The 21,797-nt window shown below is 72.1% G+C and carries 18 protein-coding genes; 2 read left to right on the plus strand and 16 right to left on the minus strand.

The window, feature by feature from the left end; translation table 11 throughout:
- Window positions 1–6: 6 nt before the first annotated feature.
- The 13 genes from IG08_RS0123710 to IG08_RS0123770 form a co-directional block, all read right to left on the minus strand.
- Entirely contained in the window at window positions 7–681 is a 675-nt protein-coding gene (locus IG08_RS0123710) for a 4Fe-4S single cluster domain-containing protein (protein ID WP_030605876.1), read from the minus strand.
- A complete protein-coding gene (locus IG08_RS0123715; protein WP_052424848.1) occupies window positions 681–2,267 on the minus strand; it encodes a vWA domain-containing protein in 1,587 nt (528 codons plus the stop codon). Before IG08_RS0123715 ends, IG08_RS0123710 begins: the two co-directional genes overlap by 1 nt.
- Entirely contained in the window at window positions 2,264–3,682 is a 1,419-nt protein-coding gene (locus IG08_RS0123720) for a hypothetical protein (protein ID WP_052424849.1), read from the minus strand. Before IG08_RS0123720 ends, IG08_RS0123715 begins: the two co-directional genes overlap by 4 nt.
- Window positions 3,679–6,177 (minus strand): hypothetical protein, encoded by a 2,499-nt coding sequence (locus tag IG08_RS0123725; RefSeq protein ID WP_030605881.1) that lies wholly within the window; start codon window positions 6,175–6,177, stop codon window positions 3,679–3,681. Before IG08_RS0123725 ends, IG08_RS0123720 begins: the two co-directional genes overlap by 4 nt.
- Complete coding sequence (locus tag IG08_RS0123730; protein ID WP_030605883.1) at window positions 6,174–7,373, minus strand: hypothetical protein; 1,200 nt, start codon at window positions 7,371–7,373, stop codon at window positions 6,174–6,176. Before IG08_RS0123730 ends, IG08_RS0123725 begins: the two co-directional genes overlap by 4 nt.
- 49 nt (window positions 7,374–7,422) lie before the next feature.
- Window positions 7,423–8,799, minus strand: a complete 1,377-nt coding sequence (locus IG08_RS0123735) for a hypothetical protein (protein ID WP_234342956.1) — start codon at window positions 8,797–8,799, stop codon at window positions 7,423–7,425.
- A gap of 959 nt (window positions 8,800–9,758) precedes the next feature.
- Window positions 9,759–10,838 (minus strand): macro domain-containing protein, encoded by a 1,080-nt coding sequence (locus IG08_RS0123740; protein ID WP_043454980.1) that lies wholly within the window; start codon window positions 10,836–10,838, stop codon window positions 9,759–9,761.
- Between the two features lie 58 nt (window positions 10,839–10,896).
- Complete coding sequence (locus IG08_RS0123745) at window positions 10,897–11,574, minus strand: RES family NAD+ phosphorylase (RefSeq protein WP_030605888.1); 678 nt, start codon at window positions 11,572–11,574, stop codon at window positions 10,897–10,899.
- Window positions 11,574–12,239, minus strand: a complete 666-nt coding sequence (locus IG08_RS0123750) for a hypothetical protein (protein ID WP_030605890.1) — start codon at window positions 12,237–12,239, stop codon at window positions 11,574–11,576. The genes IG08_RS0123745 and IG08_RS0123750 overlap by 1 nt, the downstream gene beginning before the upstream one ends.
- The gene (locus tag IG08_RS0123755) at window positions 12,236–15,625 is read right to left on the minus strand and encodes a CHAT domain-containing protein (RefSeq protein WP_106981007.1); all 3,390 of its coding nucleotides are present in this window, start codon (window positions 15,623–15,625) and stop codon (window positions 12,236–12,238) included. Before IG08_RS0123755 ends, IG08_RS0123750 begins: the two co-directional genes overlap by 4 nt.
- Window positions 15,626–15,720: 95 nt before the next feature.
- Window positions 15,721–16,263, minus strand: coding sequence for a hypothetical protein (locus IG08_RS0123760; protein ID WP_030605894.1), 543 nt, complete (start codon window positions 16,261–16,263; stop codon window positions 15,721–15,723).
- Window positions 16,264–16,391: 128 nt separating this feature from the next.
- Window positions 16,392–16,670, minus strand: coding sequence for a hypothetical protein (locus tag IG08_RS0123765; RefSeq protein WP_030605896.1), 279 nt, complete (start codon window positions 16,668–16,670; stop codon window positions 16,392–16,394).
- Window positions 16,671–16,810: 140 nt separating this feature from the next.
- The gene (locus tag IG08_RS0123770) at window positions 16,811–17,239 is read right to left on the minus strand and encodes a DUF6299 family protein (protein WP_030605898.1); all 429 of its coding nucleotides are present in this window, start codon (window positions 17,237–17,239) and stop codon (window positions 16,811–16,813) included.
- Between the two features lie 235 nt (window positions 17,240–17,474).
- Here IG08_RS0123770 and IG08_RS0123775 point away from each other — a divergent pair, with 235 nt between their 5' ends.
- Window positions 17,475–17,669 carry a DUF5999 family protein gene (locus IG08_RS0123775; protein ID WP_030605900.1) on the plus strand — a complete coding sequence of 65 codons (195 nt, stop codon included), beginning with the start codon at window positions 17,475–17,477 and terminating at the stop codon, window positions 17,667–17,669.
- On the opposite strand, the gene IG08_RS54395 is transcribed toward IG08_RS0123775, so the two are convergent.
- The 3 genes from IG08_RS54395 to IG08_RS0123790 all read right to left on the minus strand — a co-directional run bounded on the left by IG08_RS54395 (window position 17,670) and on the right by IG08_RS0123790 (window position 20,067).
- Window positions 17,670–18,377 carry an alpha/beta fold hydrolase gene (locus tag IG08_RS54395; RefSeq protein WP_390898512.1) on the minus strand — a complete coding sequence of 236 codons (708 nt, stop codon included), beginning with the start codon at window positions 18,375–18,377 and terminating at the stop codon, window positions 17,670–17,672.
- 164 nt (window positions 18,378–18,541) lie between these two features.
- Window positions 18,542–18,940 carry a RidA family protein gene (locus tag IG08_RS0123785; RefSeq protein WP_030605901.1) on the minus strand — a complete coding sequence of 133 codons (399 nt, stop codon included), beginning with the start codon at window positions 18,938–18,940 and terminating at the stop codon, window positions 18,542–18,544.
- Complete coding sequence (locus tag IG08_RS0123790; RefSeq protein WP_030605903.1) at window positions 18,937–20,067, minus strand: acyl-CoA dehydrogenase family protein; 1,131 nt, start codon at window positions 20,065–20,067, stop codon at window positions 18,937–18,939. The genes IG08_RS0123785 and IG08_RS0123790 overlap by 4 nt, the downstream gene beginning before the upstream one ends.
- A 125-nt stretch (window positions 20,068–20,192) precedes the next feature.
- On the opposite strand from IG08_RS0123790, the gene IG08_RS0123795 reads away from it, so the two are divergent.
- A complete protein-coding gene (locus tag IG08_RS0123795) occupies window positions 20,193–21,785 on the plus strand; it encodes an AMP-binding protein (protein ID WP_030605904.1) in 1,593 nt (530 codons plus the stop codon).
- Window positions 21,786–21,797 lie beyond the last annotated feature (12 nt).

Genomic DNA, 21,797 nt, shown 5'->3' on the forward strand with positions numbered 1-21,797 from the left:
TGCAGCTCATGACGACCCTTCCTCTCCTGGACCCGGGCTGTTGGTGTCCGCTCCCCGCATACGGGCGCGCACCGTGTCGACCGCGGTGTCGAACACCGCGGGGAACCCTTTCGGCGCCACTCCGACGAGCAGCGTCTCCGGGCCGTTGACGACGATCTCCGCGTCGCGGGCCCGGTGCGCGAAGTCGTATCCGCTGTGCGCCAGCCGCCGGGTGAGGTGGTGGACCCGCTGGTTGGTGCTGCCGCGCAGGCCGCGCCCGTCGTTCAGCCCGGCCACGTACACCCCGTCGATCAGCACGTCGACGACGGCGAGCAGGTCCGGTACGCCCGCCGACGGAGGCCTGGCCATCAGCCGTTCCAGTCGATGACCGGTGAAGCAGATCACGGAGACGTCCCGGACCTCCCGCACCTGCCGGACCAGTGCGGCCAGCCCGGTCGCCTGCTGCATCGGCTCGCCTCCCGACAGGGTCAGACCGGTGACCCGAGGGTCGGCGAGCAGTTCGGCCGCCAGCTCCCCGGGACCGGCCTGCCGCGCGGGGCGGTCGGGAATCCACTCCGGGGCGACGCACCCGGCGCAGTGGAACGGGCATCCCTGTACCCACACCACCGACCGGACGCCGGGCCCGAGCGCCCGGGTGCCGACATGGGTGGCCGCCACGTTGAGCAGCGGCTGAGCGGTCATCAGGGCCGCCCGCTGCCCGGCACGACGGCATCGGCTCCGGGACCGGTGGCCGGCTCGGGCGGGAGATGGGTGAACGACAAGCCGCCGAGAACGGCCTTGCTCCCCGGCCCGCAGGTCACCTGGTCCGGCCTTCCGGAGGCGCCGTCCGGCGTGTAGCGGATCAGCAGATCGACCCGGGGCCCGTCGGCCGTCCGGCGGCGTCGGCCGTGCACCGTGCCCTGTCCACCGCCGCGTGGCCGGAACCCCACCCTCCTGCCGGACAGCGCGATCCGGTCCGGGATCTCCACGCCGAACACCGGAACGGCCGTCAACACCCCTTGCAGCGGAGGCCGGTTGACACTGCGCCACCACAGCCATCCGAGCACCAGGGCCGCCGCCAGCGCCGAGAACACGGCCGGCAGGAAGTACGCCGAGCCAACCTCCGCCCGCACCGCCAGGGGGCCGCCGGTGACGTCGACCGCGTCCGGAGTCCTCAGGTCCACGTCGGGGGCGAGCGCCCGCTGCCACGACGCGGACACCTCACCGGACACCCGCAACGCGGCCTCGCCGTCCTCGGTCCGGCGGTAGGGCAGTCCGCCCGCCCGAGGGCCCCCGTCCAGCCGGACGGTGTACTTGCGGGACTCGCCCGGTTTCAGGGTCAGTCGGCCCGGCACACCGGTCACGTCGAGCGGGACACCGTCCGCCGAGACCCGTACCCCGCTCACCGTCAGCGGCACATACCGGGTGGCCGACCGGAAGGTGACGGAAGCGGTGGCGGAGCCGTCGGTGAGGTCGCGGACACCAGTGTCCGTCCAGGACATCGCGACGCCCTTCCCCTTGTCCGTGGCGAGCAATTGCGCCGCCGACCGGGCCCGGGTGCTGTCCCCGGCCCGCTCCAGATAGGCGCTGAGGTCCTGGATGCTGTCCGGGCGCAGGACGAGCGTGTCCTCCACGACCTTCCCGAGCAGGTTCGCGCCGGTCGCACCGCTGCCCAACGGCAGCGCGTATCCGGCGAGTTCGGTGCGCTCGCCGAGGGCCTCGGCCCGCTTGCGCAGCTTGTCCCAGGAGGCGCCGGACGACTTGGGGTAGTCGGACCCCCGTGGCGGATCGTGTTTGCCGTCGGTCAGCAGGACCACGGAGGCGATGTCCGCGGCGTCCGACCGTTCGAGTTCGCGCAGGGCCTGGTTCAGAGCCGCCCCGATGTCGGTCCCGCCGGACGGGTTGGGTGCCTTGGGCAGCCGGGAGACGATCTTCGCCGCGTCGCCGGCCGATCCGATGTAGCGCTCCTCGGGGCGGTCGTCGAAGGTGATGAGGGCGACATGGTCGGCGGACGACAGCCCGCCCAGAAAGGTGCGCAGGGTGGAACGCACGGTGCTGTAGCGGCCTTTGGCGGCCATCGAACCGGAGGTGTCCACCAGGACGACGTAGTCGACCGGCTGATCGGCAACGCCGAGTTCCCGGTAGATCTCGTCCCGGGTCGGTGCCGTTCCGGCGGCGGTGGCCGGCACGGCGGTCGCGGGCAGGACGGCGAGCAGGGCTGCGGCGGCCACGGCGGCCCCGCGCCGCAGCACGGTCACCGCGCGCGGTGACCAGGCGGATCGCTTCACGTACGGGCTCCCTGAGTGTCGGGCGGGGGGGCGGATCGAGCCTCGGGCTGGGGATCGGCCGGCAGGACGCCCAGCGGGAACTCCGTGGGCGGGGGCTGCACGGGCCGGCGGTTCCCGGCCGTGTGCGCGTCGGGCCGGCCGCGGTCGAGCGGTTCGTCGAGCGGTTCCAGGACGAGGCGGGCCGTCCCGTCGGTGGCGAGGCGCACGCCGACGTAGAAGCGCGCACCGTCGCCGGACGGGGGGATGGTGACCACGCCGACCGGGGCGGCGGTGCCGGTCCCGGCCGCGCGGACCAGGATCCGGACCTCGCGTCCGCCGGTCCCGTCGGCGGGTCCGGTCCGGACCCGCAGCCGTTCCCCGTCGGCCTCGGCGAACACGGTGGCTCCCCCCGGCTCCAGCGTGCCGGGCGGGCTGATCAGGAGTTCTTCGTCTCGCGGCCGGCCCACCACAGTCCGGTGCACGCACACGGCCACGGCATGCGGATAGCGGTCAGCCGGATCGATGTGTCCGCCGGCGACCAGGGCGGCCCCGAACACCGCGGCCAGCGCGGGGTCCGTCCCGTGGGGCAGCGGGACCGGCCGGCCCAGACGGCCGGTCAGGTGCCGTAGGAGCGCCCGGGACCGGGCCACACCCCCCACCGCGATCACCGGTGTGCGGGACGGATCCGGGCCGGTGGCCGGAGCTCCCGGCAGACCTTCCAGGGCCTGGTCGAAACCGTCCGTGAGCCGGCCCAGCGCCCGGAACACCAGCTCCGCGGTGATCTCCTGGCCGGCCAGCTCGTGGAGCACCGTGTCCGCGGCCCGGTCGGGGTGGGCCGCCATCCGGTCGAGAGTGACCTCGATGCGCCGGGCGTTCTGCGCCCTGCCCTCGCCGAGTTCCCGCAGCACGTCGGGGTCGTCGTGCGGCAGCCCCACCCCCTCCAGCACGGCCTTGTCGAACGCGGCACCGTAGCCGCCGTCGGCGCCTGGGGACGGAGCGGCCGGGGCCACGGCCACGGCCCCGCCGACGACGGCGCACTCCGTGACCCCGGCCGCCGAGGCGCCCAGGTCGCACACCAGCAGGCGGCGCGCGATCGGAGTGCCCGCATGCCGCAGCAGGGCCAGCACCGCGTGCGGGGTGTCCAGCAGCCGGGGCCGCGGCATCCCGGCGACCTCGGGCGCTACGGCCTGTCCCCCCGGCGGGACGACCAGCACCACCTGACCGGGCGTACCGAAGCGTTCGCAGTACTTCGAGTACGCCAGGCTCAGCGCCGCCTCGCGGTTACCACGGATCTCGGCAGGGGTGGGCAGCCCTTCTCCGCGCACCGTTCCGGACAGGTCCACCAACTCCGGCGTCCCTTCCGCACTGGTCCGGGCGACGCGAAGGAAGCGGAAGCCGAGGTCGATGGCGATGGCGGGCGCGGGGGGAGTCGTCATCCGGATCCCCCCGGGAACCACCCGCGCATCTTCCTGAAGACGCCCCGGCGTTCCGCCCCGGTCCCGGACGCCGTGCCCGACGGTTCCGGCGGGCGCTGGAGTTCCTCCAGGATCCATTCGTGCCGAGCCCGCCGGGCCTCGCTGTACTGCACCAGCCGGTCACGCAGCTCTCCGTGCCTGTCTCCGCGTACGACGTTCACCTGCAGTTCCAGCCCCGGCAAGCCCGTCGCCAGGCCGTCCATGTGCAGGGCGACCTGCTCCAGGCTGTACGGCCCCACGTCGAGCGTCCACACAGCGATCGCGTCCAGCAGCGGTGCGGGGAGACCCCGCTGTCCATGGGACTCCAGAATGATCCGGGCCAACTCCCGGTACGGTGCCCGTGCCTTCACCGCCTTCCGGAAGGCATGGACCGGGCGAAGCCAACCCAGGTCGTACCGCTTCGCCAGCTCCTCCATGAGCCAGTCGCGCACTTCCAGATCGTTGAGGGGTCGGCCCCGTCCGGTGAGCCGCCCGTGCAGTTCGTCGCAGAGCTGATGCAGGAAGCTGTCCGGCAGATCGCGGCTCAGCCGCTCGATCACCCACCATGTGCCCTGGCCCAACTCCCCTTCCAGAAGTGCCTGGACCGCCAGTCTCCTGAGTTCTCCGTCGGATTCGATCCGGCCGGTCAGAGCAGCCGCGTAGTCCCGCAGCTCCCCCTCCTCGGTGAGCCGCTCCAGCCGGGGCATACCCGGCCGGGCTCCGGCCCGGACAGCCGTGCAGAAGAGGTCGGCGTCGGCTGCCACGCCCCCGGAGGTCTGCGGCTCCTCGACAGGGACCAGCCGCTCCACGGCTTCCCCCAGTCCCCGGTCTGTGCGGGCGACCCTCCACAGCCGCGGCCACATCAGACCGAGCACCTCCGGCCGCCTCTCCAACCGGGCGATCTCCAGGGTGGTCCGCCAGCCTCCCTCGACGGCCTCGGCGAAGTCGGCGGCATCCGTGGAGGTGGCCGGGGCCCGGAAGTCGCCCAGCAGCACGGCCGCGAAGCGCAGCCAGCCGGGGGTGTCATCGACGGCCATGTCGTCCCGCACCCGCCGCACCAGGCGGTGGAGCGGTGCAAGACTGCGGTCCTTGTGCTTCAGCAGGTACTTGAGCCAGGTCTTCCCGACGGCCGACTCGCGAACGAGGAGGCGGTCGGCGTCGTCCGTGCTGCGCTTCCACTCGGCCTCGGCCATGTAGATGAGCGCCCCGGTCCATTCGCGCGTCGGTTCCGGGGTCTCGACCAGAGCGTTGAAGAGTTCGTCGAAGCTGCCGCCACGATGCGTCTCGACGGCATCGTGGATGACGCCCAGATACCGCTTGGCCCGTTCGAAGGACTCGGCCGAAGTTCCGGCAGCCAGGACCTCTCGGACGAGCAGGGGTCCGGTGCGCTCGGTCCAGTGCTCCGCCAGCAGGCTCCCGGCGACCTGGCTGCCCTGGCTCGCGCTCCGGACCAGGAAGAAGGTCAGCACAGCCAGCCGACGGTCGTCCAAGGAGGCGGCCGGATACCGGTCCAGGACCCGGCCGACGTCCTCGACCTCGCCTCCGCCGGACCGGATCTCCTCGACCACCGTGTCCAGCAGGTCGGCCTCGCGCAGGACCCGGAGCGCCGCCCCGGGGCGTGGGACCGTGGCCGGTTCCACGACGGTCAGCAGATACTCCACGATCTCCGTGGTGTCGCCGGTCTTCGCCCGCAGCCTGCGGAGCCTGTGCAGATAGGTCCGGGCGTTCTCGTCCCGCGGCTCGTCCGGCGGGCTTGCGCCGAGCACGGCCGCGATCTGACCCGTCCGTGCCGCGGGCGCGAAGAACAGTCTCAGGTCGTGCTGCGCCTGGCCGGTCCAGGTCGCGGCGCTGAGCCAGGCCCGGCACGCGTACGGCAGGAGGGAGCAGACCGCGTCGAGCACGCGGACGCGGTCGGAGACACCGGGCAGTGCCTCACCCGGTCCCGGTGTGATCGCCACCTGTCGGTTGTCCAGCAGCAGCGCGGCCACGCCGGCCACCCACTCGAAGCCCAACTGGTCGACCAGTTGGGCGAGTTCAGTGGGAGGCGTCCGCGGCACGGCAACAGTCATCGGGACCGCGTCACCGGGCAGGGCCGGCGGGTCCGACAGCAGCGCACGGTCGATCCCGGACCAGGTCAGGGCGGCCCGGCCCGCCTCCGCCCACTCCAGCAGGGTCAGCCTCCAGGTGTAACTGGGGGCGCCGGTACCGTCGGTCGACCCGTCCCACGTGGTCTCGACGGAGGCGCAGACGGGTTCCGGGTGCGTGTCCGTTCTGCCGAGGAACACCCTCCACGGCAGTTCGCCCTCCGGGTCGCGGTCGCCGGGTGCACCGGTGGCGGAGGCCTTCCAGAGGTAGGTGCCGGCCCGGTCGCCGGGAAGGCTGCTCCGCAGCACCTCGTAGCCCATGGTCTGCCCCGGATGCTTGCCCAGCACCGCCCAGTGGGCGGTCAGTCGTTCCTCTCCGAGGCCCTCGTTCACCGCCGCTTCCCCCCGGGCCATCCACCCCAGCCGCGGGTGCGGTCCTGATGGATCCGGCTCTCCAGGTCGATCAGCGGCTCCATGACGTTGATCGGCACGGGGGAGGTACGGATGCGTGGTGTCCCGTCCACCGAGACCGGCTGGACGTAGTCCCCGTAGTCGAACACGTGCTGCGGGTTCAGCCGGAAGCCGACGGCGGAGGTCGCGTAGAAGGAGATGCGCTCGGGGGCGAAGTAGGCGTACAGGGCGTCGCGTACCAGGCGGGCGTTGGCGCCTCGGAATTCCTCGCACATCCACTGGAAGTACTTCTCGCTCCGGTCCCCGGGCACGCTGGGAAGCTGGGAGCCCACCGTGTCCTGAACGACCCAGCCCGCATCGACCGCGGGCCGGAAGACGTCCGGGTGGTCGAACTTGGCTATGCAGACGGACACATGGTGCGGAAGCCTGCCTTTGACGAGCCCGCCCCGGTCGCGGACCTTCGCGGTCAGCTGGGTCAGCGTCGCCTGAAGATAGGTGAAGGCCTCGGTGGCCTCCTCGGCGTCACCGATCGGGTCGAAGAGATAGATCAGCCCCTGGGACCGCGCGAGATGGGCGACGAGTTGGGGCTGCTGGGGATGTCCGTGCAGGAACACCTCACCGGCCGCGTCCTGGATCTCCAGCACGAAGTCGGGCCGCCTGGTCCGGAGTTTCTCCCTCTTCTCCGGCCCCTGGACGGACCAGGCCATGCCCTGGACACCCATGCTGGCCGGAGGGAAGGCCCGCTGCCGGGTCAGCAGGTCCACGCCCCGGGCAAGGAAGGCGTTGGCCTCCTGCGTCATGCCGGAGATGTGCCAGCTGCCCTCGTTGTGCCGCTGATACTGCATCGCGGCGATCGGCAGGGCGGTCAGATAGGTCGTCTTGCCCGAGCGGGGCGCGCCCCACAGTCCGATTCTTATACGGTCCTCGGCCGTCCCGTTCACCTGGCCGGCGGACGGGATCCGCTCGGGGTCCGAGGACGGCACAAGGTCCGGTACCGGCCCGGGCTCTGGTACCGGCCTGGGATCCGGTGCAGGCCCGGGTTCCGGGGCACCGCCTGCTCCGTTCACGGGCGGCCTCGGCGGTGTGCCCGGCGGGAGACCGCCCCCGGACGACGCGCTCGCGGGGTCCGGGGGCGGGCCGCCGGACTCCTTCTTGTTCGGGTCGTACAGGTCGGGCATGGACTCTCCTCGTACCGGGGACGCTGGGGCGGCGGAGACGCGGTTGGTGTCACATGAGCGGGGCGGAAAAGGCGAGACCGAGACGGCAGTCCGGGCCCTCCACCCGCCAGGGCGGGGCAAGGATCCGGGCCACCGCTGCCGCCGGGTCGGCGCCTGGACGGAAGACACCGTCGGCGCCGAGGTCCTTCCAGGCCTCGTCGGCGTAGCGCCGGGCGTCCTGGCCCGGACGGTCCGGAGGTGGCGGCCCGGCTGCGGGGTCGGCCCGGGTCATCACCCGGAAACGGTGGGAGCGCAGCCGGTCGAGGGCCGTCCGCCAGTCCACGCTGTGCGGACAGGCCGGGACGACGCCGTGCTGGCGGGCCGGCGCGGGCGGACGGCGGGCGACGATCAGAACCACCCTTTGCACGTCGGTGGCGCCCGGGTCCTTGGCGGCAGGCCGGGCCACTCCCCGCAGCTCGTCCTCGGGAACGAGCTGAGCCACTTCCCGCAGCGCGTCCTCCAGGGACGACACGAGGTCCTGCCGCCGCCGGGCGTGCGCCCATCCCCCCAGGGCGGCCGTCAACTCGGCGGGCGGCCGCGCGGACACGGGGGCCGCCAGCAGGATGCCCACCTTGGCCCCGATGCCCTCGTAGACGGTGTGGTCGTAGTGGCCGACGGCTCCGACACGGATCGCGGTGCCGGCGCGATCCCGCCGGGCCAGCAGGCCCACGACGTCCCGCACGAAGGTGAGGCGTTCCTCGGTCTCGGCCGGATCGGCGCCGCTGAGCTCGACGGTGAAGTACAGCTCCAGCCGCGGCGGCGGCGTGATCCGCCGCGGCAGGGGAGAGAGCAGACACGGCATGTCGACGGCGGCCGGATCGACCCTGCGGGCACCGGGCGGTGCGACGAGGTCCACCTCCCCCGGTCCGCGGAGTACGAAGGTCAGCCGCACCGGTTCCAGTGCCCCGACCTCGATCTGATGCGTGCTCACATGTGGCGCACCGGTCCCGTCGGCGGCCGGCGCACCGGCCAGCACCGGAAGGTACAGGGCGTCGCAGTCGGTCGGTCCGCCGTACACGGTGACCTCGGCGGTGTCCGTCTCACCGAGGCCGAGCCGGGAGCCCGCGGGAAAGAGCACATGACTGTGGGCCTGCACGGCGCCGGTGTCACGGTCGAGCCTGGCCAGCAGCAGCGTGTGGTCGGCCAGGAGCGGCAGGGTTCGTACAAGACGCCGAACCGCGTCCGCGGTCGTACGGCGCGCCGACTCCGCACTGCCCGCGCGCAGTTCCACCCGAGGAGCGCAGACCTCCCGCACCACGGCGGCCGCGCGCTCCAGCAGCTTCCACCCGGCCGGGGGCGACAGCAGGACGACCGGAGGGTCGGGAACCGCGGGCAGGCATGCTTTGAGCCATTCCAGCACGGCGGTGTCGAATTCCCGACGGTCCACGGGCGGCAGGGTGCCTATTCCTCCCGCGAGCTGGAATCGACACACATCCTCATCGGAATCGAACGTTGGTACGACAAAACGCCATGCCGCGCTTTCCGTGTCGTTCTGCAGCGGGATTCCGGCCTCCCCAACGGTCACCCTGATCACGTGGAGACCGTCGGCCGTGAATTCCACGAACGACAATTCCTTGAAGCGGCCGCGGTGGAGTTCGTCGAGGAGAGCGCCGCGCCCGGACACAATCCCGAGGCCGGCCGAACCGGTTGCGGGCGACTTCTCCTCCTCCCGCCTCGGCGGACCTCCCCTGGTCACCTCCGCGACGCGCCCGGCACCCTCCGGACCCCGGGCCGACAGCGCCGCCGCCCCGACGTCCCAGACATGCTCGGCCGCTAGGAGCGCAGCCCCGGCGACCTCCACCTCCCGGGCGGTCAACTCCCCCAGTACCAGGTCGCTTTGGAGACGCCATTCGCACACCGCACAGAAGTCGCTCCGCTGATCCGGGGTCGCACACACCGGGCAGGCAGCCTGAAGATCACAGACTTCCGTCATCTGTTCACTCCCCCGATCCCCCGTCTCGGTCCGAGTCCTGCCCCGCCCCGGCAGTCGCGGACGACCACCTGACGCAACACCCGTACCAGGAACGCATCATGATGGCACGACGGCATGATCAATTCCCGGATTCCACAGATCGCCGACAATCCGTTGACATTCCCGTCCGGATTCACCTGCCGGAACTCCATACTCCGATTCCCGTCGCCAATTCACCGCACAGGGAAGCGGATTACATACGTCAATCCGTCGGCCGCCCGGCCCCGAGCCCACCCAGGCATCGCAGTCCATGAACCCGCTCATCCGTCCCGCCGCTCCGCATCCCCGTAGCCCCCCCGGCTTCTCCTCATGCGGAGCGGCGGGACTCCTTCCATTTCACCGGGTGAGCCGGGCGAACTCCGGTCGCGGACCGGTCACATCCCGGCCGGGATGCGCTCGACGAGCGCCGCCGCCTCGGGGGCGCGCACCACGAAGTGGACGTCCCACTGCGCCCCGCGCGCCAACTCCGCCTCCACGGCGGCCCATACGGCGGCCAGGCTGACGCCGTACGGCAGCCCGCCGCGCCCCGAGCCGAGCAGCGGGAAGCACACCGAGCGCAGCGGCGGCGTGTGCCGGTCGCCCTCCTCGGCCAGCAGCGCGAGGGCCCGGGACACCGCCCGGGTGACGTCGGCGGGCAGCACGTCGTAGTCGTTGGTTCCCGCCCGGGGAACGGCGATCGCGGCGTGGTATATCCGCCGCACTCCCTGTCCGGCCAAGGCGCCCGAGCCGGTGGCGGCCACCGTGCCGGGCAGCACCGCGCGTCCCGCGGTCCCGTGCCGCGCGGCCCACTTGCGCAGTTCGTCGTGGAGCGGGTCGTCCAGCACGTCCCCGGTCACACCACGCACCGAGGCCGCCCGGCGGAGCGACGCGGCGACCGACGACTTGTACGGCTCGGGCAGCGCGAGATGGACGTTGACCGGGGAGACGACCACGTCCACGTCCCGCAACAGGTCCACCGGGTGCACATGCACGGTGAGCCCCACCTGCCGGTCGCCGGCCCGGACCTGGACGGACCGGTGGGTGCCGACGCTCCACTCGTCCGCTCCGGCGCCGGGCGCCCCGCCCTCCTGCGACACCAGCCGCAGGATGTACTCGGCGACCTCCCCGAGGACCATCACCTCCTGGTCCTTGCGGAACCGCTCGACGCTCACGCCGTACACCGAGGCCGCGCTGCGGCGACGCGAGGACGCCGGCCAGTCCCGGGTGCCCTGCGCCAGGCCCAGGGTGTACTCGGCGGCGGTGCGCAGCGTGCCCGCGTCCAGGTGCGACACGGCTTGCCGCAACAGCGCCTCGACGGCCGCGCCCGGGCTCCGGGCCGCGGTCGTCTCGGTCACCGCTTCCGCGGCCGACTCCAGCGCCGGCAGTGCGCGCCCGCGCAACCGGACCAGCCCCGCGCGTCTGACTTCCTGGAGTTCGGCGAGAAGTGACGCATGGTCAGGAAGGGGCGATGCCATGCGTTCACGATGGCTCATGCTTCACCTGTGGACAAGCGGGCCCAGCGACCTCAGGACGTCACTCCCTTCTCGGCTGCGAGATCTTCGACCGCAGCGGTGCGAGAAGCTGGTTCGCCTCATCGATGCCGGCGTCGGAGTCGAGTTCCGGAATGCCCTCCTCCGGCAGCACCTCCAGCGGCCCGCCCTCGCAGTGGTCGAACCGGTCATGGAAGAGCACCAGGGCGCGCTTGGGCCGGTTGTGCCGGGACTGCCAGATCAGCCCCATGACATCGGGCGCCTGCGCCCGGATCTCGCTCGCCCAGCGCCTTGCCTGTACATAGTTCCGCTCGTCCTCCAAGAGTGTGGAGTCCTGGCAGACGGCGGCCAGGTCGGGCGCCTCTATCAGGGAGACCAGGGTCAGTTCGCACCTGGTGCGCAGCACGCTCAGCGACCGGCGCCAGACCGTGGCGTAGGGGATGACCCGCATGCCGGCCGACGGTTCGAAGGGCCTGGAGCGCAGCACACTCTCCGCGAGGGCCGTGGTCGGGCTGTCCGCCAGGTACAGGCAGTGATACGGATCGAGCGGCGTGCCGTCGAAACGGTTGCCGTTCTTGAACTCGAAAGGGTCCGCGAGGTTCGGGTTGAACTCGTGCGGCCTGTACTTGGTGTTGTGCACCCGCCACAGCTCCGTGCCGGCCGGGATCACATGGCGGACGGGGCGAAATTCCAACGGGGTCATGGGGAAGAGGCCGGTCATCAGTCCCCCTCCACCAGTGCGGTGGCCGCGCCGAGCAGTTGCTGGTCGGGCAGTCGGCCGAGGAGCGACACGGGGGTTCCGCCCAGCCAGGTGTTCCCGCTGAGCCACCAGGACGCGGCGCCCCAGGGGTCGACGTCCGCGAGGAGAAGACGGTTGACCTCGAGGACGACCTCGTACGGGGTGCCGCCGCCTGCGGTGAACTGGAACTCTGGGTAGCGGTCGTCGCCTTGGGGATCCGGCAGCCTGATCAGCTCGGGAGGCGGTGCCGTGTCGCCGCACCGCGCCCGCGCCTCCTCTGCCGAGAGGGCCTGCGCCAGAAGCAGTTGGTCCGGTGCGGCGGCTTGAGGCGGCGGGCTCGACAGCGAGGCCATCAGTTCCTGCGCTGCCGCTACGGTGACCGGCCCGGGTGACGCGGCAACCAGCCGCACGGAATCCAGCGCGACGCGCACCGGATGGTCGAGCGGCAGGGGCAGCAGAGCGAGACGGACGCCCTGAAGTGCCCTGCGGACCGCCCTGTCGTCGTCGGGCGCCACTTCGGCGAGGGCGCCGAGCCTGGCGAGCAGCAGCGTGTGCTGCTCGTCGTCGAGCGCCTCGCGGATGGTGGCCCGGTGCTCCCCGATCAGGGCGAGCAGCCAGCCGGCCGAACTCTCACGGCCGTCGTTCATCCGTTCCCCCTCCCTTTCCCGTCTTCGTTTCTCCCCGGCCCCGGATGCCCCTGATGAATGAACGCGGCCCAGAGCGAGATCCGGTCGAGGTCCGGTCGCCGCATCTGCCGCAGCAGCTCGCCACTGAGCGAGCCGGGGTTCTCACGGTGCGGGTCGAGCATCCACCGCTGCGCGGCCCTGAGCGCGTCGACGGGGCTGAGCCCGTCGATGGTCAGGTAGTGGTGGAACACCGCCATCAGCAGCGCCGACGCGCTGTCGTTGGTCGTCCACCGTGATCCGACGACGTCCCGTGCTCCGCCCGAGACGAACGCCGTGGTGAGGGTCAGCGCCTCGTCGTGGTCGCGGGTGCTCAGATCGGTCTGACAGGCACTCAGCACGACCAACGGCCCGTCCTCGGCGGCCCGTTGAGGGACCGACCGATCGAGCAGCCGGGTCACCGTCAGCATGCCCGGATCCGGTTCGGCGGGCGTGCAGCCCCTCGGCTCCGGGGCGGCGAGATGCAGGGCCGAGACCGTGGGACGCGTGCCCGCCGATCCGTGCGAGGCCACGTGGAGCAGCGAGGCCCCGTCGGCGAGGAACGAGAGGACGTCGTCGGGAGTACCGGGGACCAGCTCCTCCTCGGGCACCTCGAAGATCCCCCCGACCATCCGGGCCTGCCGGTAGAAGGCGTCCCTCAGGGCCATGACCTCGACCTCGGCATGCGTCAGGTCCAGGGTCGGGTCGGCCAGCAGGACGGGGGCGGCCGCCGGATCCCGCGGCGCGCGTCTCACCGTATGCAGGAACTGACTGCCGGACGCCGCGTAGCTGATCACGTCGGTCTCGCAGAGGTAGCGGTGAGGCGCGTCGTCCGGGTAGCGCGCGGCGTGCCAGGGGACGAGGCCGAGTCGGCCGCAGGGCACCAGGACGATCCTGAGCGGCCGGCCGTCGGCCCCGAGCCCCTTGTCCACGTCGGCGAGCACGGGGCCGAGCACCTGGAAGGCCCAGTCGCAGAGCTCCTTGATGGCCTCCTCCCAGGCCTGTTCGGCGGACGGGTCGCCGCATCCGCTGCCGTCGCGTGCCGCCGCATCACGTACGGCGGTGGCGTCGAGGTAGCGCTCCAGCGGGCCGCTCTCGGCGCCGGCCAGCTGCGACCGTACCGAGAGCCCGGCTCCGAGCACCGGACTCACCGCGATCGCCACGCCGGCGTCTCCGTCCTCGCAGGGGACCAGATAGACAAGCGCGTCGGCGCCGCTCTCCTCGACCCCGTCCGCGAGTTCGCTCAGGGTGGGCGCGCCGAGCAGGCCGCCCTCCCGGTAGCCGAGGGCTTCGAGGGCCTGGCGGCGCAGCGTGCCAGGCAGTTCGTCCGGGACGCCGTCGTCGGCAGCGGCCGCGGGTCCCTGGCCCGAATCGGCCGCCCGCCATGCCTCGGCGAGATCGTGGTGTCCGCCCGCGTCGAGGAGTTCGGGTACGGCGGACGAGGTGGACGCCGCGTGCAGCACCAGGGCCCGGCCCAGTTCCAGAGCGGCCACGGCCTCGTGCAGCCGCCCCTGCGAGCCCGCCCACAGAGCGGCCTCCACACCCCTGCTCGCCCCGGAACGGGCCGCCAGCAGTCCGTGCTCCGCACCGGACTGGAGAAGGACGTCGGCGGCGAGCCTCGTCAGCGCCTCGTTGGCGGCTTCCAGGGCCCTGATGTTCTTCACGTCCTGGTTGAGAACGTCGCGCTCGCGGTACGCCATGGCCAGCTCCCACAGCGCGTCAGCGGCGGTCCGCGGCGCCCTCCCCTCCCGGACGCGGTCGCGGATCCGCTCCAGTTCGTCGATGAGCCTGTCCAGGACGGCCGGGTCATGGTTGAGGGAGTAGTACACGGCGACAGCGTGCGCGGAGCGGTGGAGATCCTCCGTCGAGGCGTCCGAGGGGAGGCGAACGGGCTCGTTCGCCGGCACCGGGTCGCCGGCGAGGCCGGCGCGCAGCAGATCGAAGTCCGGGATGTGCGGCAGGGACATCTCGTCGACGAACGGGAGACCGCTCTCCCTGATTCCGGACATCCCTTTCTCCATGTACGGCAGGGCACGCAGCATCATCTCCCTGTCCCCGGTGACGATGCCGAGCCGGCAGTAGGCCGCGCCCAGCGCCGAGAGGACCATGGAGCGGAACTGATGGCCCTCGGGGACGGACTTCTCCAGCGCTTCCGCCTCGTCCACCAGGTCCCGGAGCGCCTCGACGTCCTCCGACTCGCCCGCGTCGAGGACCCTGGTGTACAGCGCCATCGCCCGCCCCAGGACGGCAGGATCCGCCACGCCCGGAGGCAGCGCCCCTTCGAGCGTCGCGAAGTGGTCGACGATCTTCTGCAGGTTGGCCCGGCCGGCCGCTTGGTCCTGCCTCGCGCCGCCGGCGACGGAACTGATGTTGAGCAGAAGCGCCCGCATGGCCTCCAGCCCGGCGGTCGGGTCCGGCCCGGGGGGCGGGTTCTTCTGTACGGAGCCCAGTCGGCGGAGAACGTCGTTGAGTGCCTCGGGATCGCCACTGTTCAGCACGTCGTCGAGGCCGTGTGTGGCGGCGTTCATGGCGTCCAAGCCGGCGGCGAGCCGACGGAAGTCGTCGGGGGTGAGCGTGGGCTTGGGGTCGGGCTCCGGGGACGGCTCGGCAGCAGGGCTCCTACGAGGTCCTGAGGCATCGGGTCCCGAGGCGCCCGCCCGCCCGCCCGCAGGACCGCCGGCAGGACCGCCTGCCATGCCGAACAACTGGTCCATCATCCGCCGCAGCTGGTCCGTGTGGGGATCCCCGGCGGGCATCATGCTGGTCAGCAGGTCGGTGAACTCGGCCCCCGGGGGAGTCGAGAAGATCCCCCGCATCCGCCGCAACTCCGCCAGGAACTCCGGGGGCAACGGCAGCTCCAGCGCCTCCGCGGTCAGCTCCTCGAGCTCCGTGTTGAAGGCCGCCGTCCCGGCGAGTCCCGCCTGTGCGAACCAGCCGACGAAGGCGGAGAGGTCGGGTACCTCCCCGTACCCGCCCTGCTGCGACCGTATCGGCGTAATGACCGACACCAGGAACAGGGCCGCCCAGCGCCGGTCTTCCTCTCCCGCCGCGGCTCCCAGCGCCGTCCCGCGGTCCCGGGCCTCCCGCAGCAGCCGCTCCGCGCGCTCCTGGTCCGCGGGTTCACCACCCCCGGCGGAGTACCGCATGGCCAGCGCACCACCCAGCCACACGCTCACCGCGCTGCGGAGAGCGGGGTCGTGGTCCAGCAGCCCTGCCAGCTGGCCGAGTTCGGCGATCGACGCGTCGTACGCCCGAGGAGGCACATCTCTCGCGCCCATGGCGGGGGTCAGCCGCTTCACCCGCTCCGCGGCGTCCGCCGCCCAGGTTCGAAGCCCCGTTACGCCGCCGCTCTCCTCGTCACTCACCGACATCCTGGCTCTCCCCCGAGATCTCGACAGCCCTTGGAATCAAGGCCACTATGCCGATCGGCCGGACGGATGGCGACAAGATCCCGCGCTTCTCCTCCTCAACGCCCCAAATCCGCCCGGGACGCGCCCAGATCGGCCCGCAGCGCGCGGCGCATAGCCCGCAGCCCGCCCCACAGCGCGTCGATACCCGCCTGTACGGCGGCGGGCGAGTCCCCCGCTCGCGGCACACCATCGTCCAGACGCCGGACCATGCCGTACACCGCACCCAGGCCATGGCTGAGGCCGCCCGCGAGTTCGAGCACGCGCTCCGGCACGCGCATCTGGGCCTCCGCGTACGCGTCCCGGTGCTGGTCACGTGCCTCGGTCAGCCGCTGCCGCACGGACCGCAGATCCTCGTCGCGGCCCAGCGCGTGCAAGTGGTCGGTGAGCGCGGAAAGGTACTGCCGAGCCGAGGTGTTGAGCGCCACGTAGCACGACCGCAGCTCCTGGGCCTCGCTGCGCCGCTTCCGCAACTGTTCGGCCCGCTCCTGCTCGCGCTGCCGACTGCGGTCCGCCGCGCGCTGGGTCAACAGCGCGGACAGCAGCGTCCCGACGACTCCTGCGACCGCGACCAGGAGGGCGGTCGCGCCACCGACGTCCACGCGGCCTCCCTCCGTGTTCCGGCACATCGCCAGCGAAGCAGCGGACCTCTCGTCGTGTGAACACCCCACCCGAGGATCGCCCGAAGTTCGGCCCACCACCGACCAGTCGGGGGAGCCGGCGGTGTCGCTCAGGTCGCCCGGAGCGCCTCGGTCGGCTGCATCCGGGCCGCGCGGAGCGAGGGGAGCAGACCGGCGACGGCGCCGATCGCGACGGCCGCGCCCAGGCCCCCGCCCCAGGCCAGTGCCGGGACCACCGTGGCCCAGCCCTTGACCTCCGCGTAGACCGTGGTGGCGAGGACGCCCATCGCCACCCCGGCCGCGCCGCCGAGAGCGGCGAGGAGGAGATGACCGTCGCCCCGGCGAGGGAGGAAGCCAGTCTCCTCCCCCGCCCCGCACGACGGGTCCACCTGCTGTCCGAGCCCTCGTGGCCGTGAGCACCCTGCATGTCATGCTCCGCTTCTGAAGGGGGCTCTCACGCCATGGACCAGGGGGTTTCGGCGAGGTATCGCGAACGACCCCTCGGCGGGGGGCAACCGGCTCTCCGGCCTCAGCCCTCGGTCAGGGTGATGTCCTGCTGCTCGGCCGCGTGGAAGCGGGGCAGGGGCAGGCCGCCCTGGGCGTGGAGTTCCATGAGCGTGGCCTCCACGTGGGCCTCGCCCGGTTCGAGGGTGCTCGGGGAGGGCTTGCCGGTGTTCTCCCAGCGGTGTTCCGTGCCGTCGCACACGGCGCGGGTACCGCCGATGCCGTGGCGGACCGACGCGGAGCGCTTCCCCACGGAGGAGCTCACGAACACCGGGCCGGTGCCACCGGCGCAGCGGTAGGTGCCGGAGAGCGTGACGGTGCCGTCCTCGGCGATACGGCCGACGGGGTCGACGGTGACGGTCTCGTACGGGTCGGCGGTCGCGAGGGTCGCGGGCGCGGCCAGCAGGAACAGTGCGGTACCGATGGCGGCGGCGAGAGCGGGGCGTACGGACACGGGGTACCTCCCGGATGAGTGGAATGAGGGCTTCCACTGGTACCGGGCACGCGTGCTCACGACGGTGATCGTCACTCATTCGGTGGCGAGTCCGCACCGACCGTCGTGGAACCGTCCGAGTGTTGTCCGGGTGTTGTCACGCTTCACGGCGCGCTGTTCCGATGAGTTCGGGACGGGAGCATGGTCTATTCATACGGACCCCATACCGACGGTCCTACCGACGTGGAGGTGCACCATGTGTTCCCACCAGACTTCGGGTGCTTCGTCCGACCGCAACGCCCCGCACATCGTCGCCGCCCACCCCGAGCAGGGCTGGAACCTCCTGTGCGACGGCGCGATCGTCTTCGACGACACCGGCGAGCTGCTGCCCGACGGCCGGATCGTGGCCCCGCACCGGGTGCCCGCCGCACTGCTGACGATCGCCGCCTGATCACTTACCTGCGATGAACTCCCGCAGCGCGGAGGCGAGTTGCTCCGGCTGGTCCTCGGCGATCAGCGTCCGTGAGTCCTCGATCTCCAACAGCCGCCCCTGCGGGAGGAGTTCGGCCAGGCGGCGGCCGTGGGCGCGGGGCATCATCAGGTCCTCGGTCGCCCACACGACGAGCGCGGGCTTGTCCAACGACCGCAACCCCTCGGCGGCTTCGAGCAGTTCGGTCTTCCGGATGTGCGTCCCGTAGTGACGGAAGTCCCGCCGGATCGCGGCATCCGTCCGCAGCGGCCGCAGCCAGCCGTCGACGATCTCGTCCGGCACCGGACGCTTGGCGAGCGAGCCGATGCCGACGGGCAGCCGGCGCAGCGGCTTCAGCCCCAGGACGCGGACCAGGAAGGCCACCCCGCCGGGCACCCTGCAGGCCACGCCGATCAGCTTCCCGGGCAGACCCGGCGGATAGTTGTCGAAGGCCTCGCAGGAGATCAGCACCAGCCGGGCCAGCCGCTCCGGATACCGGGCCGCCACCGTCTGGGCCCGCCCGCAGTCGCTCTCGACCAGCGTGACCTCCCGCTGGTCGAGACGCTCAAGAAACTCCACGACCAGCTCGTTGACCACATCCGGCGTGGGCGGCCGGCTCATCGGTCTGCGGTGGGAGCCGTACGGCAGGGTCGGGGCGATCACCCGGTGGTCGCCGCGCAGATCGGCCACGACCTTGCGCCAGACGGTCGCGATGGGGGCACCGCCCGCTCGAGCGAAGCCGAGAGTGGGGGAGGACCAGGCCGTGGAGCAGGACCACGACCGGGCCGTCGCCGCCCGTGTCCTCGTACTCGACGACTCCCGCACTGAGCTCGATTTCGGGCATATCGGCGATGCTAGGGCAGCACCGCGAAGCCGTCGAGCTCCACCATCGCCTGTTCGTCCCACAGGCGTACGACCTCCACGACGGCCATCGCCGGGTAGTCCCGTCCGGCCAACCTCCGCCAGATACGGCCGAGTTCGGGGGCGTGAATGCGGTACGCGGCGATGTCCGTGGCGTAGACGGTGACGCGGGCGAGGTCGGCGGGGGTGGCACCGGCCGACCTCAGCGCGGCCAACAGATTCGTGAGGGCCTTCTCGAACTGCAGGGGGAGCGTGGCGCCGACGACCTTGCCGTCGATGTCGAGGGCGGTCTGGCCCGCGAGGAACACCAGACGGGTCCCCGTGGCGACGACCGCGTGCGAGAAGCCGGTGGGCGGGGAGAGGTCCGGCGGGTTGATGCGCTCGGCGGTCACTGGGCGGCCTCCACGTTCGCGTACAACTCCTTGGCGATGATGCCGCGTTGGACCTCGCTGGCCCCCTCGTAGATGCGTGGGGCGCGCACTTCGCGGTAGAGGTGTTCGAGGAGATGGCCGCGACGCAGGGCGCGGGCGCCGTGCAGTTGGACGGCCGTGTCGACGACGTACTGCGCGGTCTCGGTGGCGAGCAGTTTCGCCATCGCGGCGCGCTTGGGGACGTCCGCGGCGCCTTCGTCGTACGCCGTCGCCGCCCTGTAGACCATGAGCCGGGCCGCCTCCGTACGCAGTGCCATCTCGGCGACCTGGTGGGCGACCGTCTGGAGGTCCTTCAACTTGCCGCCGAACGCGTCCCGTTGGGCCGTGTGGGCGAGGGTCGCGTCCAGTGCCGCCTGCGCCATGCCGACCGCGAAGGCGCCGACGCTGGGGCGGAAGAGGTTGAGGGTGCCCATGGCGACCCGGAAGCCTCGGTCGACCTCGCCGAGGACGTCGTCGCCCGTCACCGGTACGGCGTCGAAGGCGAGGCTGCCGATGGGGTGCGGGGAGAGCATGTCGAGGGCGGTGCCGGTGAGGCCGGGGCGGTCCGCGGGGACCAGGAAGGCGGTGACTCCACGGGCACCGGCGCCGGGCGTGGTGCGGGCGAAGACGGTGCAGAAGTCGGCCTCGGGGGCGTTGGAGATCCAGCACTTCTCGCCGGTGAGCCGCCAGCGGGACGGGCCGTCGGGATCGGCGGTCAGGGACAGCGCCGCCGCGTCCGACCCCGCCCCGGGCTCGCTCAGCGCGAAGGCGGCCACCGCGATGCCGTCCGCCACCCGGGGCAGCCAGCGCTCGCGCTGGGACGGCGTGCCGTGCGCGTGGACCGGGTGGGCGCCCAGACCCTGGAGCGCGAGGGCGGTCTCGGCCTCCGTGCAGGCGTACGCGAGGGACTCCCGCATCAGGCAGAGATCGAGGGCGCCCGAGGTGAACAGGCGTGACAGCAGCCCTAGTTGACCGAGCTCGGCGACGAGCGGACGGTTGACGTGCCCGGGTTCGCCCTTCTCCGCGAGCGGGCGCAGCCGGTCGGCGGCGAGGGTGCGCAGCTCCCTGCACCAGGCGGTCTGTGCTGGTTCGAGCGAGAATGCGGGCATTGCCGGTCCCCTCTCTCCACTGGACCCCACGACGGTATCGCGCACCGTTGACTGTCGTCACCAACACGATACGCTCCTCATGCGAGCCCACCACCGACGCCCACAAGGCAAGGGGGCCTACCGCCATGAACGTCTCGGCCCACGTCGACACCTTCGCGCGCGACCACCTCCCGCCCCCCGACCAGTGGCCCGAGCTCCGCTTCGACCTGCCGGAGCTGCGTTACCCCGATCGGCTGAACTGTGCCGTCGATCTGCTGACGGGCCCCGACGAGGACCGGCCGGTGTTCCACACCCCCGCCGGGGACACATGGACGTACGGCACACTGCGCGCCCGCGTCGACCGGCTCGCGCATCTCCTCACCGGCGAGCTCGGCATCGTGCCCGGCAACCGGGTGCTGCTGCGCGGCCCCACCACCCCGTGGCTGGCCGCCTGCTGGCTGGCGGTTCTGAAGGCGGGCGCGGTCGCCGTGACCGCGCTGGCGCAGCAGCGGCCGCACGAGCTGGCCACGATGTGCGAGATCGCGCGCATAGAGCACGCGCTGTGCGACATCCGGGCCGTCGACGACCTCGCCAAGGCCGAGATACCGGGGCTCAGGATCACGACGTACGGCGGTGACGCCCCCGACGACCTGCTGAACCGGACCGCGCCGAAGACGCCGTACCCCGCCGTGGACACCGCGGCCGACGACGTGGCACTGATCGCCTTCACCTCCGGCACCACCGGGCGCCCCAAGGGGTGCATGCACTTCCACCGGGATGTGCTCGCCATAGCCGACACCTTCTCGAAGCATGTGTTGCGCCCCCATGTGGACGACGTCTTCGCCGGGAGTCCCCCGCTCGGCTTCACCTTCGGTCTCGGCGGTCTCGTGGTCTTCCCGATGCGGGCGGGAGCGAGCGCCCTCCTCCTCGAACAGGCCGGTCCCCGGCAGCTACTGCCGGCGATCGCGGAACACCAGGTCTCCGTACTGTTCACCGCCCCCACCGCCTACCGCGCGATGCTCGACGAGCTGGACGCGTACGACACCTCGTCCCTGCGCCGCTGTGTCTCCGCCGGCGAGAACCTGCCCGCCGCCACCTGGGAGGCCTGGCACGGGCGGACCGGGCTGGGCGTCATCAACGGCATCGGCGCGACCGAACTGCTGCACATCTTCATCTCCGCCGCCGACGAGCGGATACGGCCCGGGACGACCGGGGTTCCCGTACCGGGCTGGCACGCGCGCGTGGTCGACGACGACGGCGCGGAGAAGCCCGACGGGGAGCCCGGGCTGCTCGCCGTGCGCGGGCCCGTCGGCTGCCGCTACCTCGCCGATCCGCGCCAGCGCGACTACGTACGGGGCGGCTGGAACATCACCGGCGACACCTACGTCCGCGAGAGCGACGGCTACTTCCGCTATGTCGCCCGCGCGGACGACATGATCATCTCCGCCGGGTACAACATCGCCGGCCCCGAGGTCGAGGACGCGTTGCTGCGTCACCCGGACGTGGTCGAGGCGGCGGTCGTGGGGCGGACGGACGAGGCGCGCGGGCAGGTGGTCGTCGCCCATGTGGTCCTCAGGGAGAGCGCCGCGCGGGACGCCGAGACGCTGCGCGCCTTCGTGAAGGCCGAGCTGGCGCCGTACAAGTGTCCGCGCGAGATCGTGTTCCTGGACGCGCTGCCGCGCACCGCCACCGGCAAGCTCCAGCGGTTCAGGCTGCGCACCGAAGGTGACCAGCCTTGATGCCGACGACCT

It is taken from the genome of Streptomyces fulvoviolaceus, from assembly GCF_000718165.1.
Taxonomy (GTDB): Bacteria; Actinomycetota; Actinomycetes; order Streptomycetales; family Streptomycetaceae; genus Streptomyces; species Streptomyces fulvoviolaceus.